Raw genomic sequence first — 22734 nt, 5'->3', positions numbered from 1 at the left:
AGCTTGAATTATTAAGTGAAAGGCGGCATTTTTATGTTTTGTAATAATCAATTATTTCCGATTAAAAGCGTTGAATTATTTCCTAAAAAGTCTATAGACGAATGGATGAATCAAGGAGAAGAATTTAATTTTAAGAAAGGTGAGGTTATTACCAGATTTGGACACCTTAAAAATAAAGTTTATCTCATAAAGAAAGGTAGTGTAAGTGTATTTCATATTCATGTTGATGGAAAAGAATGTATTATTGGTCTATTGTCTTCAGGTGAATTTATTAATTTATTTGATGTTTTTACGGAAAAAGAAAGTAGTATGGTTTTTAAGGCGTTAACAGAAGTTACAGTTGTTGCAATACAGAAGGAAAAAGTGAGGGAAACTGTTAGAGAGACACCAACTTTAGCAATGGAGATGCTCAGTCATTTTTCATGTAAACTGCAAGAAATGGTTGAGGTTTTAGCTCAAGTTGCTTATGGAAAGGTTGAAGAACGACTTCTTTTTTTGTTTAAAAAATTTGCGGTTCCTATGAATGCTGAAAATGGATGGTGTCCGTTATCTTGCGCTATAACCCATCAAGATTTAGCTGGTATGGTGGGATCAACTAGGGAAACGGTCACAGTATTAATCAATAAGCTCATACAATTTGGGATTATCCGTCAGTATGAGGATAGGATTTGGATTAAATTAGAATCATTAGATCAAGATTAAAATTTCAATATGGTAAGCCTCCTTACATACATAAATAAAACTTTGGGTTAATATTTAAATATAGAGATTCTACCGCGAAATTTGATTTATACATGTATCAAAATATCGGTACACCTTAAACCTACGTATAAATCAATTATTGAGCTGAGATATCTATATAAGTTAATTAAATGTATTGGAGGATATAACTATGAATAATATTTCATTAGAAAAATTAGGACAAACAGTTAATGCAATGAAACAAAATCGTGAATTAGCAATGAAAAAATGGACTGCACATATAGAATGGAAAGATGGAGTGGAAAATCAGGTTGATATTCGAAATTTCCAACCTATTGTAACAGATGAGCCAGAAATTTTGGGCGGAACAGATAAAGGGGCTAATCCTGTTGAATATTTGATAGGAGCTGTAGGAAGTTGTTTTGCAATTACCTTTGAGGTTATTGCAAGTCAAATGGGTATAAAATTAGAAAAAGTTGAAGTGGATATTGAGGCAGATTTAAATGCAGCTATATTTTTAGGATTAGAAGAAGGCGATGGCGGAATCTTAAATCCAATTATTAATTTAAGAGTTGCAGCATCAGCTTCCGAAGAGCAAATAAAAGAAATAGGAAATATTGCTTTATTAAAATCACCAGTTTTAGCAAGTCTTAAACATAGTCCAGCATTAAAGATTAATTTGATAAAATAGGTAAAATCATACTGTTCCCAATAAAACTCACGAATTATTCGTGGGTTTTTATTTTCTTATATATTCCAGTCAAATACTTATGTATGTTGTTAAAAGAAGGATAAAATACCTTCATATAGAATATTTACTGTAGCGTATTAATACTTTATAAATAAAATTAAGGGAGAATAAAAATGAAAAAAATAATGAGAATGAGTTTTTTAATGTTACTAATGATATCAATGTTACAAGTAAATGTTTTTGCTGGTGGAGGTAATGGTGGAGGTAAGAGTGCATTGAAGTTAGAATCATCTACTCCAGCTAATAAAGGTGATATTGGTGTAGATGAGAGTATTAAATTAAAATTCAGTAATAATGTTGTTAATATGAAAGTTGCTGAAAATAATAAAACTTGCTTTAAGTTGGTTGACGCTGATGGAAATGAGCTTCCTATTAAAGTAGTCATGGGTGATGACCAAGTTAACAAAGATATTAAGAATGATATTGAAATTGTACCTGTTAAATCTTTAGAAGAAGGACAAACATATAAATTAATTATTGATGGAAAATTAGAAGCAAAAAATGGTAGTAAATTAAAGGATGAAAAAATCGTAACATTCAAGACAGAAGGAAGCGGTGGGTTCCCAGTAACAACAAGTGTAGGAATAGCAATATTATTTCTTGTAATAGTTGGTATACTAGCTCATAAAAATAAAAAATCTTAAGAATTAAGAAGGTAACTTTATGTCAACCAATGAAGGTTTAATTATTTGTGAAGAAAGTAGGAAAAATCAAAGGAAAATTCGAGTTAAATTACTCCTAATATACTTTATACCTGTTATAGTAGTAATCCTATCTTTATTTATAGGGCGTTATCCTGTATCAACAGGAGAAGTAATTACAGTTATTATAAATAAAATTATTGGGAAAGAAGGAATTTCTGATCCAATATTAACTAGTGTTATTTTTGATTTGAGATTACCTAGAATTTTATTAGGTATGCTGGTTGGAGGAAGTCTAGCAACAAGTGGGGCAACACTTCAAGGTATGTTTAAGAATCCATTAGTTGATGCTGGGGTGCTAGGAGTTAGCTCTGGTGCAAGTTTTGGTGCGGTTATAGCTATTATTTTATTTAATAATCAGCCTATAATAACTATGATATTTGCCTTTCTGTTTGGGGGTTTGGCAGTTTTTTTAAGCTATATCATTGGGAGTTTTTATAAAAGCACACCTACTATGATGTTAGTTCTTGGAGGATTGGTTATATCTTCTTTATTTTCCTCCTTGGTGTCTTTTGGCAAGTACTTAGCAGATCCATATGATGAACTACCCGCTATTGTATTTTGGTTAATGGGAAGCTTAGCAAACGTTGGTTATCAACAAATTATATATATTATATTCCCAATGTCCATTGGTTTAGTGGGGATATTCTTGCTAAGATGGCGTATTAATGTTTTATCAATGGGGGATAAAGAAGCACTTAGCTTAGGAGTAAATGTGAAGCAAATTAAAGGGTTGTTAATTGTATTTTCAACTTTGATTACAGCATCAGCGGTTTGTGTAAGTGGTACTATTGGTTGGGTTGGATTAATAATACCTCATATAGTTAGAATGATCTTAGGCAATGATAATATAAAACTAATACCAGCAAGCTTTGTTTTAGGTGGAGCATTTCTTGTATTTATTGATGATTTGGCAAGAACATTAACAGCGGCAGAACTACCTATTGGTATGTTAACGGCATTAATAGGTGCCCCATTTTACATCATTTTACTTAGAAAAAGTAAAGGTGGTGGTTGGTAATGCAACTTTTAGAAGTAAATGATTTAAGTTTTACATATGGCAATCATGAAGTATTAAAAAATATTGATTTGAGCATAGGAGCAGGTGAGGTGCTATGTATACTTGGACCTAATGGTTGTGGAAAGACAACTCTATTGGATTGTATATTGGGTGTTCATAGATTAGCTGGACTACAGGTATATTTGAACGGTCAATTACTTCAGAATATTAATGTAAAAGAAAAAGCAAAATTAGTTTCATATATACCACAGAAACATAAAGAAAGCTTTCCTTACAGAGTCAAAGAAATTGTTGTTATGGGGCGTGCTCCCTATATAAGTGGATTCGGTGCTCCAAAAAAAGAAGATCAAGAGATAGTTTATAATGTACTTAAAAGTTTAAATATTGAGGCCTTTGCGGAGAAAATATATTCTAGATTAAGTGGCGGAGAAGCACAGTTAGTGATGATTGCTAGAGCTTTGGCTCAAGAAACTGATTTACTGGTTATGGATGAGCCCACTGCCGCCTTGGATTTTAAAAATGAAGGCATTATATTATCAAACATAATCAAGTTAGTAAAAGATCAAAATAAATCTATACTGATGGCCACTCATTTTCCTAACCACGCTTTCCAGTTAGAAAGTTATGGTGTATCTGTGAAAGTAGCTATGATGAAAGATGGAGAAATAAAATATTATGGAAAGCCCTCTGAAGTTATTAATGAAAAAACAATCCAAGATATTTATGGAGTAAAAACTCAAATCATAAGATATAACAATAAGAAGACTAAAGTAGTACAACATAGCATTGTATCTACATTAGAGTAGAAGAGATTTTTTAATCTACACATAGGAGGAATACAATGAAATTTAAAAAAAGTTATATAATCATTAGTCTTATAATACTTATAATCTTGAGTGGTTGTAGTAACACAAAAATAGTTGATAAGTCTCAAAGTGGACCTACAAAAACTATTATAGATTCTATAGGTAGAGAAGTATGTGTACCTGATGAACCTAAGAGAGTTGCTTGTCTATATACAAATACCGGTCATTTTATTACCATGTTAGATCATGGCGACACTATTGTAGCAGTAAGCAACGGACTAAAAAGAGATAAACTTCTTCATAAAATTGTACCTAGTATTGCAGAAGCTACATTAGTTAAAGTTAGCGGTGACATAAATATCGAAGCATTATTAAATGAAAAAGTAGATTTGATTTTTATACCTAAAGATATGTATGAAAATAAAGAGCAGATTAATAAATTAGAAAAATACAACATACCTATTGTTGTGACCGAATTTACATCTATAAAAGAACACCAAGAAAATGTACGGATGTTAGGGGAAATTTTTAATAATAGTGAAGAAGCTAAAAGGTATATTGATTTTTATAATGATATGATTGAAGAGGTTTCAACCAAAATAGATCAGATTCCTATAGAAGAAAGAATAAGGATTTATCATTCAATAAATGAAGCAACAAACACAGTTGCAAAAAATACTTTACCTGCAGAATGGATGGCTATTGCAGGAGGCATAGATGTTTCTCTTGAAGGGGAATTGGATAAAGATGGAGATAAATACTATACATCACTTGAAGATATTTTATACTATAATCCAGAAATGATTTTGTGTAATGAAGATGGTGTTGATGAATATATAAGACAAGGACAAGCATGGCAAGAAATAGATGCTGTTAAAAATAATAAAGTATATTTATTACCTAATGGAATATCCAGATGGGGGCACACCACTTCCATTGAAACCCCTCTAGCTATTGGGTGGACAGCTAAGAAACTTTATCCTACTAGATTAGAAGAACTTGATATTAGAAAAGCTACTTTGAATTTTTATAAAGATTTATTTGAATATGATTTGTCTGATGAAGAATTAAATCAACTTATGAGTGGTAAGAGTATGAGATTGACCAAAGAATTGAAATAGGAGAATGGAGATGAATTATGAAATTTTATTTATGCATTGATGATACAGATAACATAGATTCTATTGGTACAGGCACAATTGCAGGATATATTAGGGAGCATATTGAAGCACAAAATTGGGCTAATTGTACGCAAATTACAAGGCATCAATTACTTATTCATGAAGATATTCCATATACATCACATAATAGTTCAATGTGTTTTGTAGGTGAATTAAAAGGTGATTATATAGATGAGATAAGAAAAGCAGCTATAAAAATTATTGAGGAGTTTAGTGCTGAAGGTTCAGATCCAGGGTTTTGCTTGTATCTCCAAGAAAATGAAGATGAAAGAGAAGATAAACTTATTCAATTTGGAAGAGAAGCTAAAGAAAAAGTATTGACTAAAGATATGGCTTATGAATTAGCAAAGAATATGGGTATCCATTTATCTGAACATGGTGGCACTGGGCAAGGGGTAATAGGTGCACTTGCTGGTGTAGGGTTAAGACTGAGTGGAAATGATGGTGAAGTGAAAGGTTCTTTAAAAAAAATTACTCTTGGAGAATATACTGTTAGAGAACTTACTGATTTACCAGAAATTGATGAAATTATTGATTTAAAAGGGAATTCTTTTTCCCCTGATTGCAAAGTGATTATTGAGAGCAAAAGTAAATCGGTGCATAGAAACTATCGTTTTATATTATATGTCCACGAAGAAAATGGGGTATTGAAAACCTATAATAAAAAGGAGATTAGAAAATGGGAAAGTTAAATTTTTTTCAGGTAACTCCTAAACAACAACATCTCTTCATTTATGGAAAAGAGGATGAAAATAATGCTGAAAAAGCATCCTTAGAATGCAAAGAATTTAAATCAGATGTTGAAGAAGAATGGGTTAGTGATCGCCAACAAACCTGTTATAATTGCAGATATCGTCGTTGGACAGCAACAAGTTTTGTCTGTCTAAAGAAGGAAGCATAAGATAGGTGAGGATAACCGTGCTGAACGTGTGTATTTGAAAAGTATAGACGTTCAGCACGGTTATATTTATGTCTTAATTACATTTAAATACCTGTAGATAAAGTGATAACTCACTGATATTAGTTTCTATATAATTATAATTACCATGATGAATTAGCCAATCAAATATCATTCCTCTTGAAAATTTTAAAATTTTCCATGTAATATCTTTTGATAGCAGATCATTTCTTATTTCTTGATTATTTTGCCCTTCTTCTACAACTAAGTTAAGTTGTAGAAAAAAATCTCTTTCTTCAGATAAAAAATAATTATTCTCTGAATGCAGTTGATATATATATAGTTCTTTTACGAGATTAGTATTAAAATGAAAAGTTTCATAGGTATTCATTTGAATTTTTATTAGTTCAATTATTTTTTCAAAGCTATTTAAATCTTTTCTAGAAACAATATCTGTTTTTTTAAATATTTCATCAGCCTTCTTATATATTTCATAGAGAATTTCTTGTTTAGATTTAAAGTATAAGTAAAAAGTACCAATTGATACATTTGCTTCTTTGCAAATTTTCCTTATTGTTACTTCATTAAAATCTATTTCGTTAAATAAGTCTATTGTAACATTGAAAATTTTGTTTTTTGTTTCTATGGCTTGTTTTTGACGATTGGTTAAATTTTTAGTATCCATATATTTTATAAATTCCTTTCTATTCAAAACCAGAACTATAGTTTTTGCTAATAAGGCAAGTTCAAATAAATACCAAGTCAGTATACTCGTGTATTTGACTTGGTATTTATTCTCGAATGCCTAATTAAAATACTAAATCTTTATTTTGAAAATGTCAAATGCTGTATGGTGTGATTTCGCAAAATTAAAAATCTTCATAATCTCTTGACATCATTCCCGAAAAGTGTTAACTTATTAACAAATAGAGTGAACATGTTCAGTGAATATGTTTATTAAATGTATTTCAATGAAAAAGGGGAATTTATAATGAATAAAAAACATAAGAGTTTATTTGAATCATTTAAAATCAACAACCTTGAAATGAAAAACAGATTTGTTATGTGTGCTATGGCTACACCAACAACGTGTACTACTGAAGGGGTTTACACTGAAGATTCAATCCAGTATTATGTGGAAAGAGCTAAAGGTGGAACAGGATTACTTATTACAGGAGCAAATGTGGTGGAAGATGAAGTTGAGAAGCACGCTCGTGCATTCTTTCCGTGTCCTACAACAGATCCGCACTTATACATTGCATCTGCAGGTGAATTAACTGATAAAGTTCACGCGTTTGGTTCTAAAATATTTTTACAATTAACTGCTGGACTTGGAAGATCCGCTTATCCGGCTGCAATAGCAGGAGAATGCGTGGCACCATCAGAGAGTACTAACAGATGGGATCCAAGAATTAAGTGTAGAGAGATAACTACTGAAGAGGTAGAGAGTATAGTTAAAAAGTTCATACAATCAGCCGTTATTGCAAAACACTCAGGATTTGATGGCGTTGAAATTCATGCTGTTCACGAAGGATACTTATTAGATCAATTCGCTATGTCATTATTCAACAAGAGAACTGATAAATATGGCGGAGATTTAAGAGGAAGATTAAGATTTGCTACTGAAATTGTTGAAGGTATAAAAGCAGCTTGTGGAAAAGACTTCCCAGTAATATTAAGATATAGTATTAAGAGTTACATTAAAGAATTAAGACAAGGTGGATTACCTGGAGAAGAATTTGAAGAGTTAGGTCGTGATGTTGAAGAAGCATTAGAGGCTGCAAAAATATTAGAAGAAGCAGGATATGATGCTTTCGATGCTGATGCAGGTACATATGATTCATGGTATTGGGCTCATCCACCTATGTATTTTGAAAAGGGCATGTATTTACCATTAGCTGAGCAACTTAAGAAAGTTGTAAATGTTCCAGTTATTATAGCAGGTAGAATGGATGACCCTGATATGGCAACTAAAGCACTTGCAGATGGTAAACTAGATGCTATTGGACTTGCAAGACCATTACTAACAGATCCACAATATGTTAATAAATTAAGAGCTGGAAAAATTGATGAAATCAGACCTTGTTTATCATGTCATGATGGATGCTTTGCAAGAAAAGTTGAAGGAAAAAGAGGTTCTTGTGCAATAAATCCAGAGTGCGCTAGAGAGTTAATAACGGGTATACAACCTGCTAATAAAGTTAAAGAAGTTATGGTTATTGGTGGAGGGCCTGGTGGTATGGAAGCTGCTAGAGTTAGTGCAATAAGAGGACATAAGGTTACTTTATATGAAGCAAGTAGTGAATTAGGCGGAAATCTTAAAGCAGCTGGAGCTCCTGATTTCAAAGAGGATGATAGAGAACTAGTAAAGTGGTATGAAAGACAACTTGAACTTCTTAATGTAACTGTTAATAAGAATAGCAAATTAACAAAAGAAATGGTGTTATCTAAAAAACCAGATACCGTTTTCGTTGCTACAGGATCATCACACATTAAGTTTAATCTACCTGGACTAGATAGAGAGAACGTATTCACAGCTAGTGAAGTATTAGTTGGAGAAAAAGAAGTTAAAGAAAACGTAGTTATTGTTGGTGGCGGATTAGTAGGTTGTGAACTTGCGCTTAGTCTTTCTAAAGAAGGAAAGAATGTTACAATAGTTGAAGCTTTAGATGATATTTTAAAAGCAGGTTGTCCATTAGCTCCTATGAATGATTGGATGCTTAGAGATTTAATTAAATTTAATAACATAAACTTACAATTAAATTCAAGATTATCTAAAGTAACTCACGAAGGAGCTTTCATTAGCGTTAATGGTAATGAAGAAGTTCTAGTGGCAGATAATGTTGTATTAGCATGTGGATTTAAAAAAGAAAGTGGACTTTATGAAGAATTAAGGTTCGAATTAGCTGAAATATATAATATTGGTGACTCTAGACAGGTTAGAAACATTAGAGGAGCAATATGGGATGCATACGAAGTAGCTAGATCAATATAATAATAAAAAAATTGCATACTCTGAACCGAAAGCTAGAAATTGGATACTCTTAAAAAGAGACTAATTTCTAGTTTTTTTGTTATTTTAATTCGGAAGGGAAATTTGCACTATGCTAGTAACACAAAAAAGCACCATAAGTACAGAAGAATATAAATTGTTTTAAATAAAAAGAGACCTATAGTTATTAAAATGCATGGGTTTTTCTACAGCCTGAGTCGCATTTAATGCGACTTTTATTAATCTACTTTTAATTTTACAGGAATTTGTATTTCCATTGAGACTTTATCATATTCCCAAGGATGACAACGCTCATCATAATACTCAAAATCAAATTTATCTTCATCAATTTCATATCCTGATGTAGGAAACCATTCTTCTATTATATATTTCCAAGTGCCTTGTATAGAGTTAACAAAATCATTATTATCTACTGCTGGAGTTGTAAATACAGCATAAGTTGCTGCAGGTAGTTCTAATTTGTACATGTCATCAGTAGCTAAATCAAAGTTATCAACACCGACTCCTAAGATATAAGAAAACTCATCTGTTTCCATATCTGTGTTAATACAAATACAATATTCACCATGCTTTGGTGGATTTAGTGTAGCATATAGTTTTTTTTCACATTGACCATTACCCAGTCCTCTTTGTGACCAAAATGCTGGAACATCACGTGTATGAAGTGTATCTTTAAGATTATTTTTAAATTCAAAACCAATTACTTTAAATGGTGATCTTTCTATTATTTTAGGTTGCATTATAATTCCTCCAGTTTTATTAGTAACTATTTTTAATAAATCAATTTTAGGTGGTAACCTCTTTGGAGAATGTATGCGATACATACTTGGTGGATAATTAAAACATTTTTTAAATGCTTTAGTAAAACCTGCATGAGTTTCATATCCGTAATCCATTGCTACATCAGTTATTTTTCTTCCATTTTGAATTTCAAACATTGCAAATTGAAGTCTTCGTTTGGTTACATATCCCATTACTGATTGACCTACGATACTGTTAAAAACTTTATAATAATGATATGTTGAGAATCCTGCAATAGATGCAAGGATATCTACTGAGATTGTTTCCTTTATATTGACATCAATATAATCTATTGTTTTTTGAATTAATTCAATATAGCTCATCTAGAACCTCCGGTGTTATTAATTTCCATATGGTAATTATATAATAACATATGGAAAATATTTTACTGTTCCATTTTTGTTAACCTTTTAAATAAAAATGATATAATTAGTTTAATGATTTTTTTATAACAAGCTATTTAATATTGTAAGCAACTGAAAGGATAAAGATGTAAAATGAGAATAGGTAAACTTTTTAGTAATTATGGGTATTGTTCAAGAAGAGAAACAAATAGACTTATTGATGAAAAGAGAGTAACGGTAAATGGAAAACTTGCTATACAGGGACAGTGGGTAGAAGAGGAAGATATTATTCTTATTGATAATGAGCTTATTACACCAAAAGATAAGGTATATATTGCATTAAATAAACCGGTAGGAATTACATGTACAGCAACAAAGGATGTTGAAAGCAATATAATTGATTTTATGAATTATCCAGAATATATTTTTCCCGTTGGTAGATTAGATAAAGCATCTCAAGGGTTGATTTTAATGACAAATGATGGGGTTTTAGCAAATGAAATTTTAAAATCAGAAAATGAACATGAGAAAGAATATATAGTAACTGTTCATAAACCTTTTGATGATTCTTTCATGAAAGGAATGTCTGAAGGGGTGGAAATTTGCGGAGTTAAGACAAGGACTTGCAAGTTGAGTAGAATTAGTGAAGATACTTTTCGTATTATTCTCACACAAGGACTTAATAAGCAAATTCGCAGAATGAGCAAAGCTTTTGGATATAAGGTTGTGCGACTAGAACGTATTAGGATTATTAATATTAAACTTGAAGGTATAGATATTGGTAAGTGGCGTTATCTTACAGAGAATGAAGTAATGGAACTGAGGAATGTAGAAGATTAGTATTTTCCATATTATTGAAAGGGAAAAGTTATAATGAGTAAAATAGAAGGATATGTTACCTATTTAATAAGGAACATGTCTCTATTTTTATCTAAAAAAAGATAAAAATAGGATAAAAAAAAGAAAAATATGTTATAATACTAAGATATGTGTCGGATTGACATATATTTTTTTTGATAGATAATGTCTTCATAAATTTACACCAACTTGATATTTATTATAAATACTATTTTCAAGGAAATATAATATTTAAAAGACTACAATATGTTGGTGTTTCGAATAACATAGGAGTGACATATATGAAAGATACATCAACAAAAAATATTTTTGATGAGTTAAATACTAAAAATAAGGTTCAAAATGAAAAAAAACTTCAATCTTTAACACTTTTAAAAGATGTGTTAAAAGGGATTACTGATATTATAGGGGTATATAAAACTGATAGAACAGTAATGTTTTACAATGAGGCTGGTTACAATTTTTATAAAAAAAAACCTGAAGAAGCTATTGGAAAAAAATGCTATGAAATGTTAGACAGAAAACAACCATGTTCCAATTGTCTTATTGATAAAGCAGTTGAAAGTAGACAAATATTAAGAAATCAAAAGTATATTTCTAAATTCAATAAATATATGGAATGTTGTTGCAATCCAGTTATAGATGATTCAGGTGAAGTTATATTTATTGTTGAACAATTGAGAGACATTACTGAAAAAATGGAATTAGAGAATATACTTAAAGAAAGTGAAGAAAGATATCGTAAAATGATCAATCTTTCACCATATGCTATAGTCATTACAGTAGATGGGAAAGTTATATTCGCAAATAAAGAAGCATTAAAATATTATGATAATCTTATTGGAGAAAATATAGATAAATATTCACCAGATTTTTCAGAAACGATTAATATGAGAATTAAGCAAATAATAAAAACCAAGACCCAAAGTGCCGTATTTGATTATAAAATTGTTCTTGATGATAGTAATGTAATTGATATTGAAGTATCTTCAAATTATATGATTTATAATGGACAGCCAGCAATTCTTTCAATAATCAGAGAGATTACTAAAAGAAAAAAGGAGTTGAATGCGGCTGCTAAAGTTCAAAAGAGGTGGTTGAAAAAATCATTTCCATTACCTAATAAAGCTAATATGGAAACACTTTATAAACCAGCAAAAACAGTAAGTGGAGATTTTTTTGCTTTTAAAAAAGTAAACGAAAATTTGGTTGTTGGAATAATTGGAGATGTAAGTGGTAAAGGGATTTCAGCAGGTCTTAATATTTCAGCATTTTATGTTTTGTTTCATGAAGCAGTTTTGAAAAGTCATAATCCGGCTGAAATAATTATTAATTTAAACGAAAAAATAGTTGATTATTTAGGGGAAAGTTATATTGCTGCATGTTGTTTCAGTTTTGATTTTAAAAACAATGAAGCAAAGATTGTGGGAGCGGGTATTAACCAGTTCATTTATCAAAATAGTAATTGCAAATTTGAATGGGGAACTGTTAAAGGCCCTTTTCTTGGAATGTTTGAAAATAGTATATTTGACGAGCAAATAATTAATTTTCAATCAGGTGATAAGTTTTATTTCTTTAGTGATGGATTAGAAGGTATATTAGATCCAGATAAGATTACAGAAGATAATATTATTAAAAGTACAATATCTGAATTCAAAAATTGTATAAATAGTTATTTAACTAATATGTCAACTGAAGTACAAGGAATAAAAGATGATTGTACATTAATTGCCTTAGAAATGAAGTAGGAAAATATATAATAATTGAAAGGATGAGTAAAATGAAAATGAGTCTTAAAGCTAAATTGATTTCAATGATATTTATATTTATATCAGTGCCGCTTATTACTTTAGGTATTGTCTCGTATAATATGGCTTCAAATGCTATGAAGGAATCAACTGAACAAGAATTAAGAGATCTTACAACACAAACTGCAGAAGCTATAGAGCAAACTATTGATTCAGTAAGGAGTTATGTTCAAATTATAAGTCATAATGAAGATTTGGCTAGAGTTGCAGCAGGAGATAAGAATTCTAACTCAGAAGTTTTTAAATTATTATCTAAAATTCAGAAAGAGAATAGTAATAAAATAGAGATGTTATTTATTACAGATGCTTTTGGAAAAGGTATTATTAGTAGTAGAGATAAAATGTATAGTGAGGATCTTAGTGATCGTGAATATATTAAAAATGCTTTAAAAGGATCTTTAGCTGAAAGTGAGGTTATAATATCTAAAAGTTCCAAAGAACATATTATAACCATTGCATATCCCTTAGTACTTGAAAATAAGGTTGTAGGTACAATAGTTGCAAGTATTAGATTTGAAAATATCACTCATCATGCTTCAAAAGTAAAAGTAGGTGAAAGTGGATATGCGTATATGATTGATAGAGATGGACAGTTTGTATATCACCCTGAAAGTGGCAAAATATTGAAAGAAAATATAGGTAATACAGATAATACTGAATTAAAAGCATTGGTAGAAAAAATGAAATCTGGTGAGACTGATGAAGGGTACTATACATATGAAGGAGTACATAAATATGTAAGATTTACACCAGCAAATAATTGGATTGTAGTAGTAACTGCTAATTACGAGGAATATATGTCTGCAGCTATAGAGATTAGAAAAGATACTATAATAATTACAATTTTGGCTTTAATTATTGCAATGTTAAATGTGTATATAATGACAAGTAAAACTATAATAAATCCAATAAAAAAATTAGAAAAATTAATGACTAAAGCAGGTGATGGTGATTTAACAGTTGAAGCTAAAATCACAACTAAAGATGAAATACAAAGATTAGGTGAAAGTTTTAATCAAATGATTGAACATCAGTCAAATATAATAAGAAATGTTAGAATGGGTTCTGAGGAAGTATCAGCAGCATCGGAGGAAGTATCAGCTTCTACTGAGGAAATTAGTTCATCTTCTGAACAGATTGCTAAAAATATACAAGAAGTTGCGCTTAATTCAGAACTTCAAAATAATTCAATAGTTGAAACTTCAGAGGTTTTATTGCAACTTTCAAGTTTAGTTCAGATAGCTCAAAGCAAAGCACATACAGCGAAAGATAATTCCCAAAATACTATGAGCGTTGCACAGACAGGAAGAACAAAGGTTAAAGAAACAGTTGAAGCTATTGGAAATATCAATAAAGTTTCAGCTGAAACTGAAGCAATATTAAGCGTATTGGATGATCTTTCAAAAAGAGTTAGTGGAATTATAAGTACAATTAACAATATTTCAGATCAGACTAATTTATTAGCTTTAAATGCTGCTATTGAGGCCGCAAGAGCGGGAGAACATGGGAAAGGATTTACGGTAGTAGCGGATGAAGTTCGTAAACTATCAGTAGAAACTAGTGCTGGTGCAAATGAAATATCTTCATTGGTAAATGAAATGGTAATGCATATAGAGAAAGCTGTAGAATCAATGAATTTTGGTAAACAAGCTGTGGAAAATGGAGTAATTGTAGCAAATGAAACTGATGAATCATTTATTACTATCATTAATGCAGTTGATCAAATAGCTAAAGATATTGAACAAATTGCAGATGTTACTAAGGACGAAGTTGCAAGTTCAGATAAAATAGTAAAGCTTATTGATACGGTTGCGACTACTACTGAAACAACATTGGCAAATAGTGAAGAAGTTGCAGCAGCTGCTGAGGAACAATCATCAGTAATTGAAAATTTAGCTGCAAGTTCAGAAGAAACTAGTGCAATGGCGGTGGATTTAAATAATCTTGTTGAAAAATTTATAATTTGAGGTGAAAATTTATGAATGAAATAAGTATACAAATACCTGAAAACTTTGAAGTAGATGAAGCTGCTAAATTTAGGGAAGAAGTAAATGTGATGATAGGTAAAGGGGAAAAACATTTTGTACTTAATTTCAATAATTGTTCATTTATTGATAGTACAGGACTTGGCGTTTTAGTAGGAATTTATAAGAAGTGTATGGAGTTAGAAGGAAGTTTTAAACTTAATTCGATTAATCCCAAGGTTATGAAAATTTTCGAACTAACAAGATTAGATAAGGTGTTTGAAATAAAGAAATAAAATAAAAAAAATGTAGATAGAGTTGTCTCCACAACTCTATCTACATTTCCTATATAATGACCAATTTTTTTAATTTTGAAAACTAGATGAAATTTCATTTTGCTGATTTATAAATAAAATAACTGAATGGTTAAACTCCTTTGGACTTTCAATATGGCACATATGTCCTACATTCTTTAAAATTTGAATTACTGCATTTTTATCTTTTTTAACATACTCTTTAGCTTTTGATAAAAATAAATGATCTTCACTTCCATATATATATAGTTTGTTAATGCAATCTTTCACTAGTTGCTTCTTATTTTCGTAGTAATTTTTCTTTTCCATTATAATATTATACCAATGAAGAAAATCATTTCTATCCATTTTCTTTGCTTCTCTTACAAATATTTCTCTAGATTCTCTGTGATTATTTTTAGGCATCATTACCAATGCAAATAAATTATAAAGAAAATGATGAGGCATTAAGTGTTTAAAAACATGTCCCACTTGTAATAAAAGTTTATTGATAAGTCCTATCTCTTTTACAGCGGCGCCATATACTATGGATTTAATTCTTGATTTATTATTTTCATAAATAAAATCAATAACTCCATTTCCAAGACACATACCAACAAAATGAGCTGATTCAATATTTAAATCATCTAGAATATTTAATATATCTTTTACTATCATCTCAGGTTCAAGATTTGTTATACCTTTCTTAGATTTTCCGTGTCCAGGTAAATCTATCAATAATAAATTAAAGTGTTTCTTAAATTCCCTTACTTGTCTAAAGAAAGTTGCAGAACTTCCGCCTAAAGGATGGATGAAAACAACCCATTCTTTTTTATTATCTGCAATCACTCTATAGTGAATCATATAATTTTCTCCTTTGTTTTAACTATAGAGATTCCAGTACGAAAATTAATTTATACATGTTCCAAAATCTCAGCGTATCAATGAGTTATGGACTTGTATAAATTAATATTTGAGTTGGAATCTCTATATTTTCTTTTAGATTTATTTTAACATAATTATGTGTTTCTCCACTAATGAATGAATCAGAAATTTTTACCATAAATTTGTTTGTGTTATTAGATAATAAAAAATAGAGAAAAAATAATCATCAAAATAGTCGAGAAAATATTAATTGTACGGTATATAATGGATATATCTCCGGAGGTGGAAAAATGGATTATATGATATTTTTGAAAGCTATGTATGATTATATAGAAAATCGAGTAACGGAAGAGTTGAAGGTAGAAGAGGTTGCAGAAGAAGCGGGGTTTTCATTATCCCACTTTAGAGCTATTTTTAAAGAAGCAACAAATGAAAGTCTAGCAAAATATATTACAAGTAGGAAACTAAATCATGCAGCATTTAAATTAGTTAATACTGATGAGAGTATATCTAAAATTGCAATGGACTATTCTTTCAGTTCTCATGATGTATTTGCACGAGCTTTTAGAAGAGCTTTTGGAGAAACTCCCTCAAATTTTAGGAAAAATAGACGGACTGTAAGTGGAACCTTGATAGTGCCTGGCGTTTTTGGTCCTTCCGTTAAAAATATGGAGGATTTAGTTATGAAGAATGAAACAGAAAATTATGTTAATGATTGTATTTTATATGGAGTACCAAAGGTGAGTTATTTTGAGAGTTATGAAATTACACCATTTATATCATCATTAAAGGCATGCCTTAGATACATGGGACAAGATATAAGCTATCCTTATTTAATGGCAGCTTCAGGTACTGCATTTAGGCTTATGTGGAACCCTGAGTGTTGGGACGGTGGAAATGTTGATATTTTAGGAATGAGAAAGGATTCTTTAGAGCCATTAAAAAGGGCATTTAATGCAGCTGGAAGAGATTTTAAGATGCTTCTAAAAAAAGAATCTTTCTTAATGGATATATGTGATAAATCTGAGAATCTAAATGAAGATATAAAGGCAGGAGAAAAAGAGGATTTTATTAAATTTATAAAGGATGAAATTGATGAAGGAAGACCAGTAATTGGATTTGGTATTGTTGGTCCGCCAGAAGCTTGCATTATTACAGGATATAAAAATAATGGAGAAGAACTTGTGGGGTGGAACTTCTTTCAAGATATGCCTGAGTTTGCGGGGGCAGTAGAAAAGGAATCGTGTGGATATTTTGTTCGCAAAGGATGGTTTGAACATCCAATGACTGTTGGGGTTATGTCAATAGGGGAGAAAAATGAAGATATTTCTAAGGAAGAAGTTCTTGAGGATATTCTTTCTTATGCTATAGATATAATGAATACTTCAAGAGTTTATCATCGTGCAGGAGGAACTTCAGCTTTTAATGCATGGGCTGAAGCTATAGGGAATGATAGTGAATTCCCTAAGGATGCACCATTACCATTATTAATGGAAAGACTTATGTGTCAGACGGATGCTATGACAATGATTGGTGAAGGTAGATGGTGTGCTGGGGAGTTTTTAAAAGAAGCAGCATGTGATTTATCTCAGGTTGATAATGAGCTAAAAGAAGCAAGTAAATTATTTAGTGAAGAGCATAGTATTGTTCAGTCAATGGCAAAAATTCTTGGTGGATTTGGTATGAGTGAAAAACAAGCAAGAGCTTTAGGGGAGCCTCAAACTAGAAAAGAACTAGTGGAAATGATACATAAGGCATGTGAATTAGATAAGAAAGCTGCTGAGTATATTGGAAAAGCCTTAGAAAAGATAGGATAAAAACATAATGTATAATGGATAATGATGGACATTTCTCTTGGAGAAATTTTAATTTTATTGTACTTTAGACAAAGGCGGTTTACTCGTTTCATTTATATTAAACTGTGTACTTATGTGACAAGGCTAATTTAATAATTTTAAAGGGGGATTTTTTTATGGATAATAAAAGTGTACTGAATATTAATAAAAATTATTGGGATAGAAATGCGGATGAATGGTTTGGCGTTACATCTCTTCCAACCTATGGTGTTCAATTTGTGACAGAAGATGAATTGAAATTATTTGGCGATGTTGCAGGAAAGAAAATGTTAGATATCGGATGTGGAAGCGGTCATTCTTTGAAGTATCACGGTGACAACAATGCTGCTGAACTTTGGGGAATAGATATGTCTACAAAACAAATTGAAAATGCTAATAAATACTTGACTGAATGTGGATATACACCCAAGTTGATTAATGCACCTATGGAAGTAGAATATGGAATACCAAAAGAGTACTTTGATTTTGTATATTCTATATATGCTATTGGATGGACTACAGATTTACAAGGAACGTTTAATCGTATAGCATCTTACTTGAAAAAGGATGGTATATTTATTTTTAGTTGGAAACACCCTTTACATCATTGTGTAGTTGTTGAAGAAGATAAATTAATATTCGAAAAAGCCTATTTTGATGAAAATTGGTTTACCCAGCTATTGGATGATTGTGATATTACATTGTGTAATAGGAAGATTTCAACTTATATTAATGCACTGGGAAAAGCAGGATTTGTTATTGAACAGATGGTTGAGGAAACAGACAAGGCGACAATGTCATCAACAGGTAACCTTGATAACAGGTCAAAAAAGGCAAAAATGCTTCCGCTTTCATTTATCATTAAAGCAAGGAAACTTTAATATAAATAAAACGAATATAAACATATGGGTAGTTAAGATTTTTCTTATTTTAAATATTTATAAAATATGAAGCAAGGAAATCTAAAATGTTCCCATTTAAGATTATACATCACTCATAGAGTAAGAAAACGTGAATAGAAAGAGAGCGATAAATGAAAAAGACATTTAACACAATATACGATGAAGAAAGATTAGCTAATGGGAAATACTATATTGAAATACCCTTCAATGTGTGGGAAACATTTGGAAAGAAAGGGAGAGTAAAAGTTATATGTGAAATCAATGAATTCTCTTATGATTCAACGATAATTCCTAAAGGAGAAGGTCAGTATGTATTAATGCTTACTAAGAAAATGAGAAGTGATTTAAAACTAATTTCAGGCGATGAAATTTCAATTAGTATACAGTTACAAAACATTGTGAAACCTAAAATAGCCACCATGGAAGAAAGGTTAAAAATTGATAACATTATCTTTAGAAGACAACCAACTAATAAGACATGTGGGACTGCATGTGTAGCAATGTTGATAGGCAAGTCCGTTGAAGAAGTAATTGACATAGTAGAGAAAAAACCAATGGGTATTAGTAAAATAATTGAAGTATTAGATAAATATTCGGTTAGGCATTCAGAGAAGAATATAAAGATATCGAAGAAGAATCCAAATCCTTCGGATATTAGCATACTAACTGTAAATTTTGAAGACCATAATCATTATATATTATTATTCAAGGGTAAGTATTATGATCCTGCAAGAGGGGTTTTAGATAATTTACCAGAGGGAGCTAAAATAACAATGTTCTTAGAAATACATGGTTAGTAATGGATTTATGGTAGGGGTGAGGAGAATAACAGTGAGTATAGGAGGGATAATATGAGCTTGTATTTTGAAAAAGCCAGAGTAGAAGATGCTAGAGCTTTGACAATGGTACAAAAACATGCATTTGATGATGATGCCAAAAGGTTCATGGGCAAATCAGTTGGTTGTGGGCCTCCTGGGTACTCATCACTTAAATGGAATATTAATATGATAAAAAGAGGTATGTATTATAAAATCAGATTAGATGATTATACCATAGTTGGGGGATTTATTATCTCATCTAAAGATAATAAAACGTACAACTTAGATAGGATTTTTATTGAACCAGAGTATCAAAACCAAGGTATAGGAACTAAGTCATTAGAGTTTATTGAAAATAATTATGTTGATGTGAATAAATGGATATTGGATACGCCAAAGTACTGTTATAGAAATCATATATTTTACGAAAAGAACGGATATCAAAAAGTAGGGGAATCTGGAGAGTTATATCTATATGAAAAAACTATATAATATAGGAATATAGTGTAGATAAAAGAGCTAAGTACGATAAAACAAGTAAAATAATTATTGCAAAATAATAGTAAATAATTACGAATTAAATAGAGGGGGAATTACTAATGAAAACACTTATTTTTAGTGGTACACCTAGAAAAAATGGTGATACTATGGCTTTGGTAAATGAATTTATTAGTCACCTAGAAGGTGAATATAAAATTATAGACGCGTATGATTGTAGCATTAAACCTTGTATTGACTGCAGATATTGTTGGGAAAATGATGGGTGTTCTATTAATGATGAAATGCAGGGAGTTTATAATTATATTCAAGAATGCGATAACATAGTAATCGCATCGCCACTTTACTTTTCTGAGTTAACAGGGCAGTTGTTGGCTATTACAAGCAGGTTACAAACATATTTTTGTGCAAGATTCTTTCGAAAAGAGAATCCCATAAAGAAAAAAAAGAAAGGTGGAGTTATATTAGTTGGTGGTGGAGATGGAAGTATTGAAAATGCGTATAATACAGCGTGTACCCTTTTACATCATATGAATTCGAGAGATACTGCACCAATGGTTTATAGCCATAGTACAAATGATATTCCAGCTAAAGATGATATAAAAGCAATGGAAAGTTCAAGGGATTTGGCATTATTTTTTAATGATAAAGCATAGATTTTGAATAAATACTAAACTTCAAAAAAGAAAATAAAAGATAGATTTTAAAATAAATGGTACAGGAACTTCCATGCCATTTATTTTTCATTATTATTAGTTGAAAGTTCAACTATATTATGATAAGATTTAAATAGTTGAACTTTCAACTATATTTTTGATGATATGTTATTATGATTGGAGGTTTTATGGACTATTTTATTTTAAGAGAAATAGGAATGGTTGCAAGATGTGTTAATTCAATAAGTGATATTGAATTTAGAGAAATAAGCTTAGAAAAAGGTCAATATCTCTTTTTAGTAAGAATATGTGAAAATCCAGGAATAAATCAAGAAAGACTTTCTAATATGCTGAAGGTTGATAAAACTACCACAGCTAAAGCAGTAAAAAAATTGATTTTAAAAGGTTATATTATAAAAGAACAAAGCGAAAAAGATAAAAGATCCTTTAAACTTTATCCAAATGAAAAAGCAAAAGAAATATATGAATTTCTTAGGAAAGAAGAAGATTATACTACTAAAAATGCATTAAAAGATTTTTCAGATGAAGAAAAAGAGATTGCTTACAAACTTTTAAATAAAATGAGATTAAATATTGAAAAGGATTGGGAAGTAGTTAAAAAAGGTATGAATAGAGATTATTTAGATTAATGAAAGGAGATTGGACATTATGAATTTGAAAATGAAAAAGTTTAGTGATTTAACAGTTGAAGAGTTATATGGGATTTTAAAACTAAGAAATGAAGTTTTTGTGGTAGAACAAGAATGTATTTATCAGGATTGTGACAACAAAGACAAAAATGCATATCATCTATTTGTTGAGGAAAATAGTGAAATTATAGCATATTTAAGAATATTAGAAAAAGGTATTTCCTATGATGAAATATCTATAGGAAGAGTAGTAGTGGCTAAGGAGCAACGTAAAAAGGGATTAGCTAGGAAAATAATGATGAAAGCTATTGACTTTATTCAGGAAGAATTAAATGAATATGAAATAAGGATTTCAGCACAGGAATATCTAATTGATTTTTATAAAAGCTTAGGATTTGAAGAGGTTTCAGAGGTATATCTTGAAGATTCACTTCCTCATAAAGAAATGTTATATAGAAAAGCTTAATAAAACCATAATGGATAATTGATAATGTAGAATGGAGAATGAATGACATTTAATTAGGTATAAGGGGGACAGATAAATATGTGTACTGATTGGTTTAAAACAAATCAAATAACTAATAATATCTATTCAATTGATGATAATGGTGACAATATTATGTATCTTATTATTGGAAATGAAAAGGCATTATTAATAGATACTGGATGGGGTGTAGGTAATTTAAAAGAGGTTGTTTCTAAAATAACCGATTTGCCACTGATAGTAGTTAATACTCATGGTCATCCAGATCATGTTAGTGGAGGATACCAATTTTCTGATATATATATTGGAGAGGATGATATACCTATACTTAAAGGATGTTTTAAATTAGAAAATAGACAATGGGCTCTTAATAATGTATTAAAAGGACCATATACTGAAGAATTTTCTTCAGAACAATGGCTTCATTCAAAATTAGGTAATATATTTGCTATAAAGAATGGTCATAAATTTGATTTAGGAAACAAGATTATTGAAGTTATCGAACTACCAGGGCATACACCTGGAGGCATCGGACTTCTAGATAGGGAAGAGAGAATATTATTTTCAGGTGATTCAATATTAAAAGGTCATATATGGATGCATCTAGATCACTCAACATCTTTAAGTACCTATTTATCAGGGTTAAAAAAACTTGAATTAGATATAAATGCTTTTGATACTATTTTACCTGCTCATGGAACTTCATTTAAATCACAAATGTTAAATAAATTAATTTCAGATATTGAAGATATTTTGTATGGTAAAAAGCAAGGAACAACGCACCAAACTTTTTGCGGTGAAGGATTATTGTGTGAATTTGAGGATTATAGCATATTATATGATGGTTCTAAATTGTAGATAAAAA

The 22734-nt window shown here is 30.3% G+C and carries 24 protein-coding genes; 21 read left to right on the top strand and 3 right to left on the bottom strand.

Translation table 11 applies throughout. From position 1 onward, the window contains the following. The first annotated feature begins 33 nt into the window (after nt 1-33). From KDK92_RS07005 to KDK92_RS06970, 8 genes are all read left to right on the top strand, one after another. Nucleotides 34-702, top strand: a complete 669-nt coding sequence (locus KDK92_RS07005; RefSeq protein ID WP_250858481.1) for a Crp/Fnr family transcriptional regulator — start codon at nt 34-36, stop codon at nt 700-702. A gap of 190 nt (nt 703-892) precedes the next feature. Continuing rightward, nucleotides 893-1393: an OsmC family protein gene (locus KDK92_RS07000; protein ID WP_250858480.1), complete on the top strand. Its 501-nt coding sequence runs from the start codon at nt 893-895 to the stop codon at nt 1391-1393. A gap of 173 nt (nt 1394-1566) precedes the next feature. After that, nucleotides 1567-2097, top strand: coding sequence for an Ig-like domain-containing domain (locus KDK92_RS06995; RefSeq protein WP_250858479.1), 531 nt, complete (start codon nt 1567-1569; stop codon nt 2095-2097). A gap of 19 nt (nt 2098-2116) precedes the next feature. Continuing rightward, nucleotides 2117-3175: a FecCD family ABC transporter permease gene (locus KDK92_RS06990; protein WP_250858478.1), complete on the top strand. Its 1059-nt coding sequence runs from the start codon at nt 2117-2119 to the stop codon at nt 3173-3175. Continuing rightward, nucleotides 3175-3981, top strand: a complete 807-nt coding sequence (locus tag KDK92_RS06985; protein WP_250858477.1) for an ABC transporter ATP-binding protein — start codon at nt 3175-3177, stop codon at nt 3979-3981. Before KDK92_RS06990 ends, KDK92_RS06985 begins: the two co-directional genes overlap by 1 nt. 35 nt (nt 3982-4016) lie before the next feature. Next, nucleotides 4017-5102, top strand: a complete 1086-nt coding sequence (locus KDK92_RS06980) for an ABC transporter substrate-binding protein (RefSeq protein ID WP_250858476.1) — start codon at nt 4017-4019, stop codon at nt 5100-5102. A 17-nt stretch (nt 5103-5119) separates the two neighbouring features. Continuing rightward, entirely contained in the window at nt 5120-5854 is a 735-nt protein-coding gene (locus tag KDK92_RS06975) for a hypothetical protein (protein WP_250858475.1), read from the top strand. Further along, on the top strand, nt 5842-6063 hold the full coding sequence (locus tag KDK92_RS06970; RefSeq protein ID WP_250858474.1) for a hypothetical protein: 222 nt from the start codon (nt 5842-5844) through the stop codon (nt 6061-6063). The genes KDK92_RS06975 and KDK92_RS06970 overlap by 13 nt, the downstream gene beginning before the upstream one ends. 73 nt (nt 6064-6136) lie before the next feature. Here KDK92_RS06970 and KDK92_RS06965 read toward each other — a convergent pair whose 3' ends face one another. After that, on the bottom strand, nt 6137-6745 hold the full coding sequence (locus tag KDK92_RS06965) for a TetR/AcrR family transcriptional regulator (protein WP_250858473.1): 609 nt from the start codon (nt 6743-6745) through the stop codon (nt 6137-6139). 306 nt (nt 6746-7051) lie between these two features. Here KDK92_RS06965 and KDK92_RS06960 point away from each other — a divergent pair, with 306 nt between their 5' ends. Beyond that, the gene (locus tag KDK92_RS06960) at nt 7052-9055 is read left to right on the top strand and encodes an oxidoreductase (protein ID WP_250858472.1); all 2004 of its coding nucleotides are present in this window, start codon (nt 7052-7054) and stop codon (nt 9053-9055) included. Between the two features lie 236 nt (nt 9056-9291). Here the strand turns inward: KDK92_RS06960 and KDK92_RS06955 are convergent, their stop codons facing one another. Next, a complete protein-coding gene (locus KDK92_RS06955) occupies nt 9292-10197 on the bottom strand; it encodes an effector binding domain-containing protein (RefSeq protein WP_250858471.1) in 906 nt (301 codons plus the stop codon). Between the two features lie 174 nt (nt 10198-10371). Here KDK92_RS06955 and KDK92_RS06950 point away from each other — a divergent pair, with 174 nt between their 5' ends. The 4 genes from KDK92_RS06950 to KDK92_RS06935 all read left to right on the top strand — a co-directional run bounded on the left by KDK92_RS06950 (nt 10372) and on the right by KDK92_RS06935 (nt 15144). Then, nucleotides 10372-11058 carry a pseudouridine synthase gene (locus tag KDK92_RS06950; protein WP_250858470.1) on the top strand — a complete coding sequence of 229 codons (687 nt, stop codon included), beginning with the start codon at nt 10372-10374 and terminating at the stop codon, nt 11056-11058. A gap of 299 nt (nt 11059-11357) precedes the next feature. After that, nucleotides 11358-12824 carry a SpoIIE family protein phosphatase gene (locus KDK92_RS06945; protein WP_250858469.1) on the top strand — a complete coding sequence of 489 codons (1467 nt, stop codon included), beginning with the start codon at nt 11358-11360 and terminating at the stop codon, nt 12822-12824. A 32-nt stretch (nt 12825-12856) separates the two neighbouring features. Further along, on the top strand, nt 12857-14851 hold the full coding sequence (locus KDK92_RS06940) for a methyl-accepting chemotaxis protein (protein WP_250858631.1): 1995 nt from the start codon (nt 12857-12859) through the stop codon (nt 14849-14851). Between the two features lie 11 nt (nt 14852-14862). Continuing rightward, entirely contained in the window at nt 14863-15144 is a 282-nt protein-coding gene (locus KDK92_RS06935; protein WP_250858468.1) for an STAS domain-containing protein, read from the top strand. Nucleotides 15145-15213: 69 nt separating this feature from the next. On the opposite strand, the gene KDK92_RS06930 is transcribed toward KDK92_RS06935, so the two are convergent. Next, nucleotides 15214-16005 carry an alpha/beta fold hydrolase gene (locus tag KDK92_RS06930; RefSeq protein ID WP_250858467.1) on the bottom strand — a complete coding sequence of 264 codons (792 nt, stop codon included), beginning with the start codon at nt 16003-16005 and terminating at the stop codon, nt 15214-15216. Nucleotides 16006-16316: 311 nt separating this feature from the next. Between KDK92_RS06930 and KDK92_RS06925 the strand changes: the two genes are divergently transcribed. The 8 genes from KDK92_RS06925 (at nt 16317) to KDK92_RS06890 (ending at nt 22727) form a co-directional block, all read left to right on the top strand. Further along, nucleotides 16317-17843 (top strand): helix-turn-helix transcriptional regulator, encoded by a 1527-nt coding sequence (locus KDK92_RS06925; protein WP_250858466.1) that lies wholly within the window; start codon nt 16317-16319, stop codon nt 17841-17843. A 155-nt stretch (nt 17844-17998) separates the two neighbouring features. Continuing rightward, nucleotides 17999-18742 carry a class I SAM-dependent methyltransferase gene (locus KDK92_RS06920; RefSeq protein WP_250858465.1) on the top strand — a complete coding sequence of 248 codons (744 nt, stop codon included), beginning with the start codon at nt 17999-18001 and terminating at the stop codon, nt 18740-18742. A 152-nt stretch (nt 18743-18894) separates the two neighbouring features. Beyond that, the gene (locus KDK92_RS06915; RefSeq protein ID WP_250858464.1) at nt 18895-19560 is read left to right on the top strand and encodes a DUF1905 domain-containing protein; all 666 of its coding nucleotides are present in this window, start codon (nt 18895-18897) and stop codon (nt 19558-19560) included. A gap of 54 nt (nt 19561-19614) precedes the next feature. Further along, complete coding sequence (locus KDK92_RS06910; RefSeq protein WP_250858463.1) at nt 19615-20073, top strand: GNAT family N-acetyltransferase; 459 nt, start codon at nt 19615-19617, stop codon at nt 20071-20073. A gap of 107 nt (nt 20074-20180) precedes the next feature. Continuing rightward, nucleotides 20181-20735 (top strand): flavodoxin family protein, encoded by a 555-nt coding sequence (locus tag KDK92_RS06905; RefSeq protein WP_250858462.1) that lies wholly within the window; start codon nt 20181-20183, stop codon nt 20733-20735. Nucleotides 20736-20923: 188 nt separating this feature from the next. Beyond that, nucleotides 20924-21385: a MarR family winged helix-turn-helix transcriptional regulator gene (locus KDK92_RS06900; protein WP_250858461.1), complete on the top strand. Its 462-nt coding sequence runs from the start codon at nt 20924-20926 to the stop codon at nt 21383-21385. 19 nt (nt 21386-21404) lie between these two features. Next, nucleotides 21405-21851, top strand: a complete 447-nt coding sequence (locus KDK92_RS06895) for a GNAT family N-acetyltransferase (RefSeq protein ID WP_250858460.1) — start codon at nt 21405-21407, stop codon at nt 21849-21851. 78 nt (nt 21852-21929) lie between these two features. Then, nucleotides 21930-22727 carry an MBL fold metallo-hydrolase gene (locus KDK92_RS06890; RefSeq protein WP_250858459.1) on the top strand — a complete coding sequence of 266 codons (798 nt, stop codon included), beginning with the start codon at nt 21930-21932 and terminating at the stop codon, nt 22725-22727. Nucleotides 22728-22734 lie beyond the last annotated feature (7 nt).

This window comes from Oceanirhabdus seepicola, assembly GCF_023684385.1.
Classification (GTDB): Bacteria; Bacillota; Clostridia; order Clostridiales; family Clostridiaceae; genus Oceanirhabdus; species Oceanirhabdus seepicola.
The sequence above is the reverse complement of the archived record's forward strand: the minus strand, read 5'-3'. Positions and strand labels throughout refer to the sequence as shown.

Bases quoted from the DNA above. Each gene is read 5' to 3' on its own strand.
- KDK92_RS06985 (WP_250858477.1), top strand. From the start codon at position 3,175: ATGCAACTTTTAGAAGTAAATGATTTAAGTTTTACATATGGCAATCAT.
- KDK92_RS06915 (WP_250858464.1), top strand. From the start codon at position 18,895: ATGAAAAAGACATTTAACACAATATACGATGAAGAAAGATTAGCTAAT.
- KDK92_RS06890 (WP_250858459.1), top strand. From the start codon at position 21,930: ATGTGTACTGATTGGTTTAAAACAAATCAAATAACTAATAATATCTAT.
- KDK92_RS06935 (WP_250858468.1), top strand. From the start codon at position 14,863: ATGAATGAAATAAGTATACAAATACCTGAAAACTTTGAAGTAGATGAA.
- KDK92_RS06990 (WP_250858478.1), top strand. From the start codon at position 2,117: ATGTCAACCAATGAAGGTTTAATTATTTGTGAAGAAAGTAGGAAAAAT.
- KDK92_RS06975 (WP_250858475.1), top strand. From the start codon at position 5,120: ATGAAATTTTATTTATGCATTGATGATACAGATAACATAGATTCTATT.
- KDK92_RS06950 (WP_250858470.1), top strand. From the start codon at position 10,372: ATGAGAATAGGTAAACTTTTTAGTAATTATGGGTATTGTTCAAGAAGA.
- KDK92_RS06995 (WP_250858479.1), top strand. From the start codon at position 1,567: ATGAAAAAAATAATGAGAATGAGTTTTTTAATGTTACTAATGATATCA.
- KDK92_RS06960 (WP_250858472.1), top strand. From the start codon at position 7,052: ATGAATAAAAAACATAAGAGTTTATTTGAATCATTTAAAATCAACAAC.
- KDK92_RS06910 (WP_250858463.1), top strand. From the start codon at position 19,615: ATGAGCTTGTATTTTGAAAAAGCCAGAGTAGAAGATGCTAGAGCTTTG.
- KDK92_RS06900 (WP_250858461.1), top strand. From the start codon at position 20,924: ATGGACTATTTTATTTTAAGAGAAATAGGAATGGTTGCAAGATGTGTT.
- KDK92_RS06965 (WP_250858473.1), bottom strand. From the start codon at position 6,745: ATGGATACTAAAAATTTAACCAATCGTCAAAAACAAGCCATAGAAACA.
- KDK92_RS06970 (WP_250858474.1), top strand. From the start codon at position 5,842: ATGGGAAAGTTAAATTTTTTTCAGGTAACTCCTAAACAACAACATCTC.
- KDK92_RS06920 (WP_250858465.1), top strand. From the start codon at position 17,999: ATGGATAATAAAAGTGTACTGAATATTAATAAAAATTATTGGGATAGA.
- KDK92_RS06955 (WP_250858471.1), bottom strand. From the start codon at position 10,197: ATGAGCTATATTGAATTAATTCAAAAAACAATAGATTATATTGATGTC.
- KDK92_RS06925 (WP_250858466.1), top strand. From the start codon at position 16,317: ATGGATTATATGATATTTTTGAAAGCTATGTATGATTATATAGAAAAT.
- KDK92_RS07005 (WP_250858481.1), top strand. From the start codon at position 34: ATGTTTTGTAATAATCAATTATTTCCGATTAAAAGCGTTGAATTATTT.
- KDK92_RS06905 (WP_250858462.1), top strand. From the start codon at position 20,181: ATGAAAACACTTATTTTTAGTGGTACACCTAGAAAAAATGGTGATACT.
- KDK92_RS06980 (WP_250858476.1), top strand. From the start codon at position 4,017: ATGAAATTTAAAAAAAGTTATATAATCATTAGTCTTATAATACTTATA.
- KDK92_RS06895 (WP_250858460.1), top strand. From the start codon at position 21,405: ATGAATTTGAAAATGAAAAAGTTTAGTGATTTAACAGTTGAAGAGTTA.
- KDK92_RS06945 (WP_250858469.1), top strand. From the start codon at position 11,358: ATGAAAGATACATCAACAAAAAATATTTTTGATGAGTTAAATACTAAA.
- KDK92_RS06930 (WP_250858467.1), bottom strand. From the start codon at position 16,005: ATGATTCACTATAGAGTGATTGCAGATAATAAAAAAGAATGGGTTGTT.
- KDK92_RS06940 (WP_250858631.1), top strand. From the start codon at position 12,857: ATGAAAATGAGTCTTAAAGCTAAATTGATTTCAATGATATTTATATTT.
- KDK92_RS07000 (WP_250858480.1), top strand. From the start codon at position 893: ATGAATAATATTTCATTAGAAAAATTAGGACAAACAGTTAATGCAATG.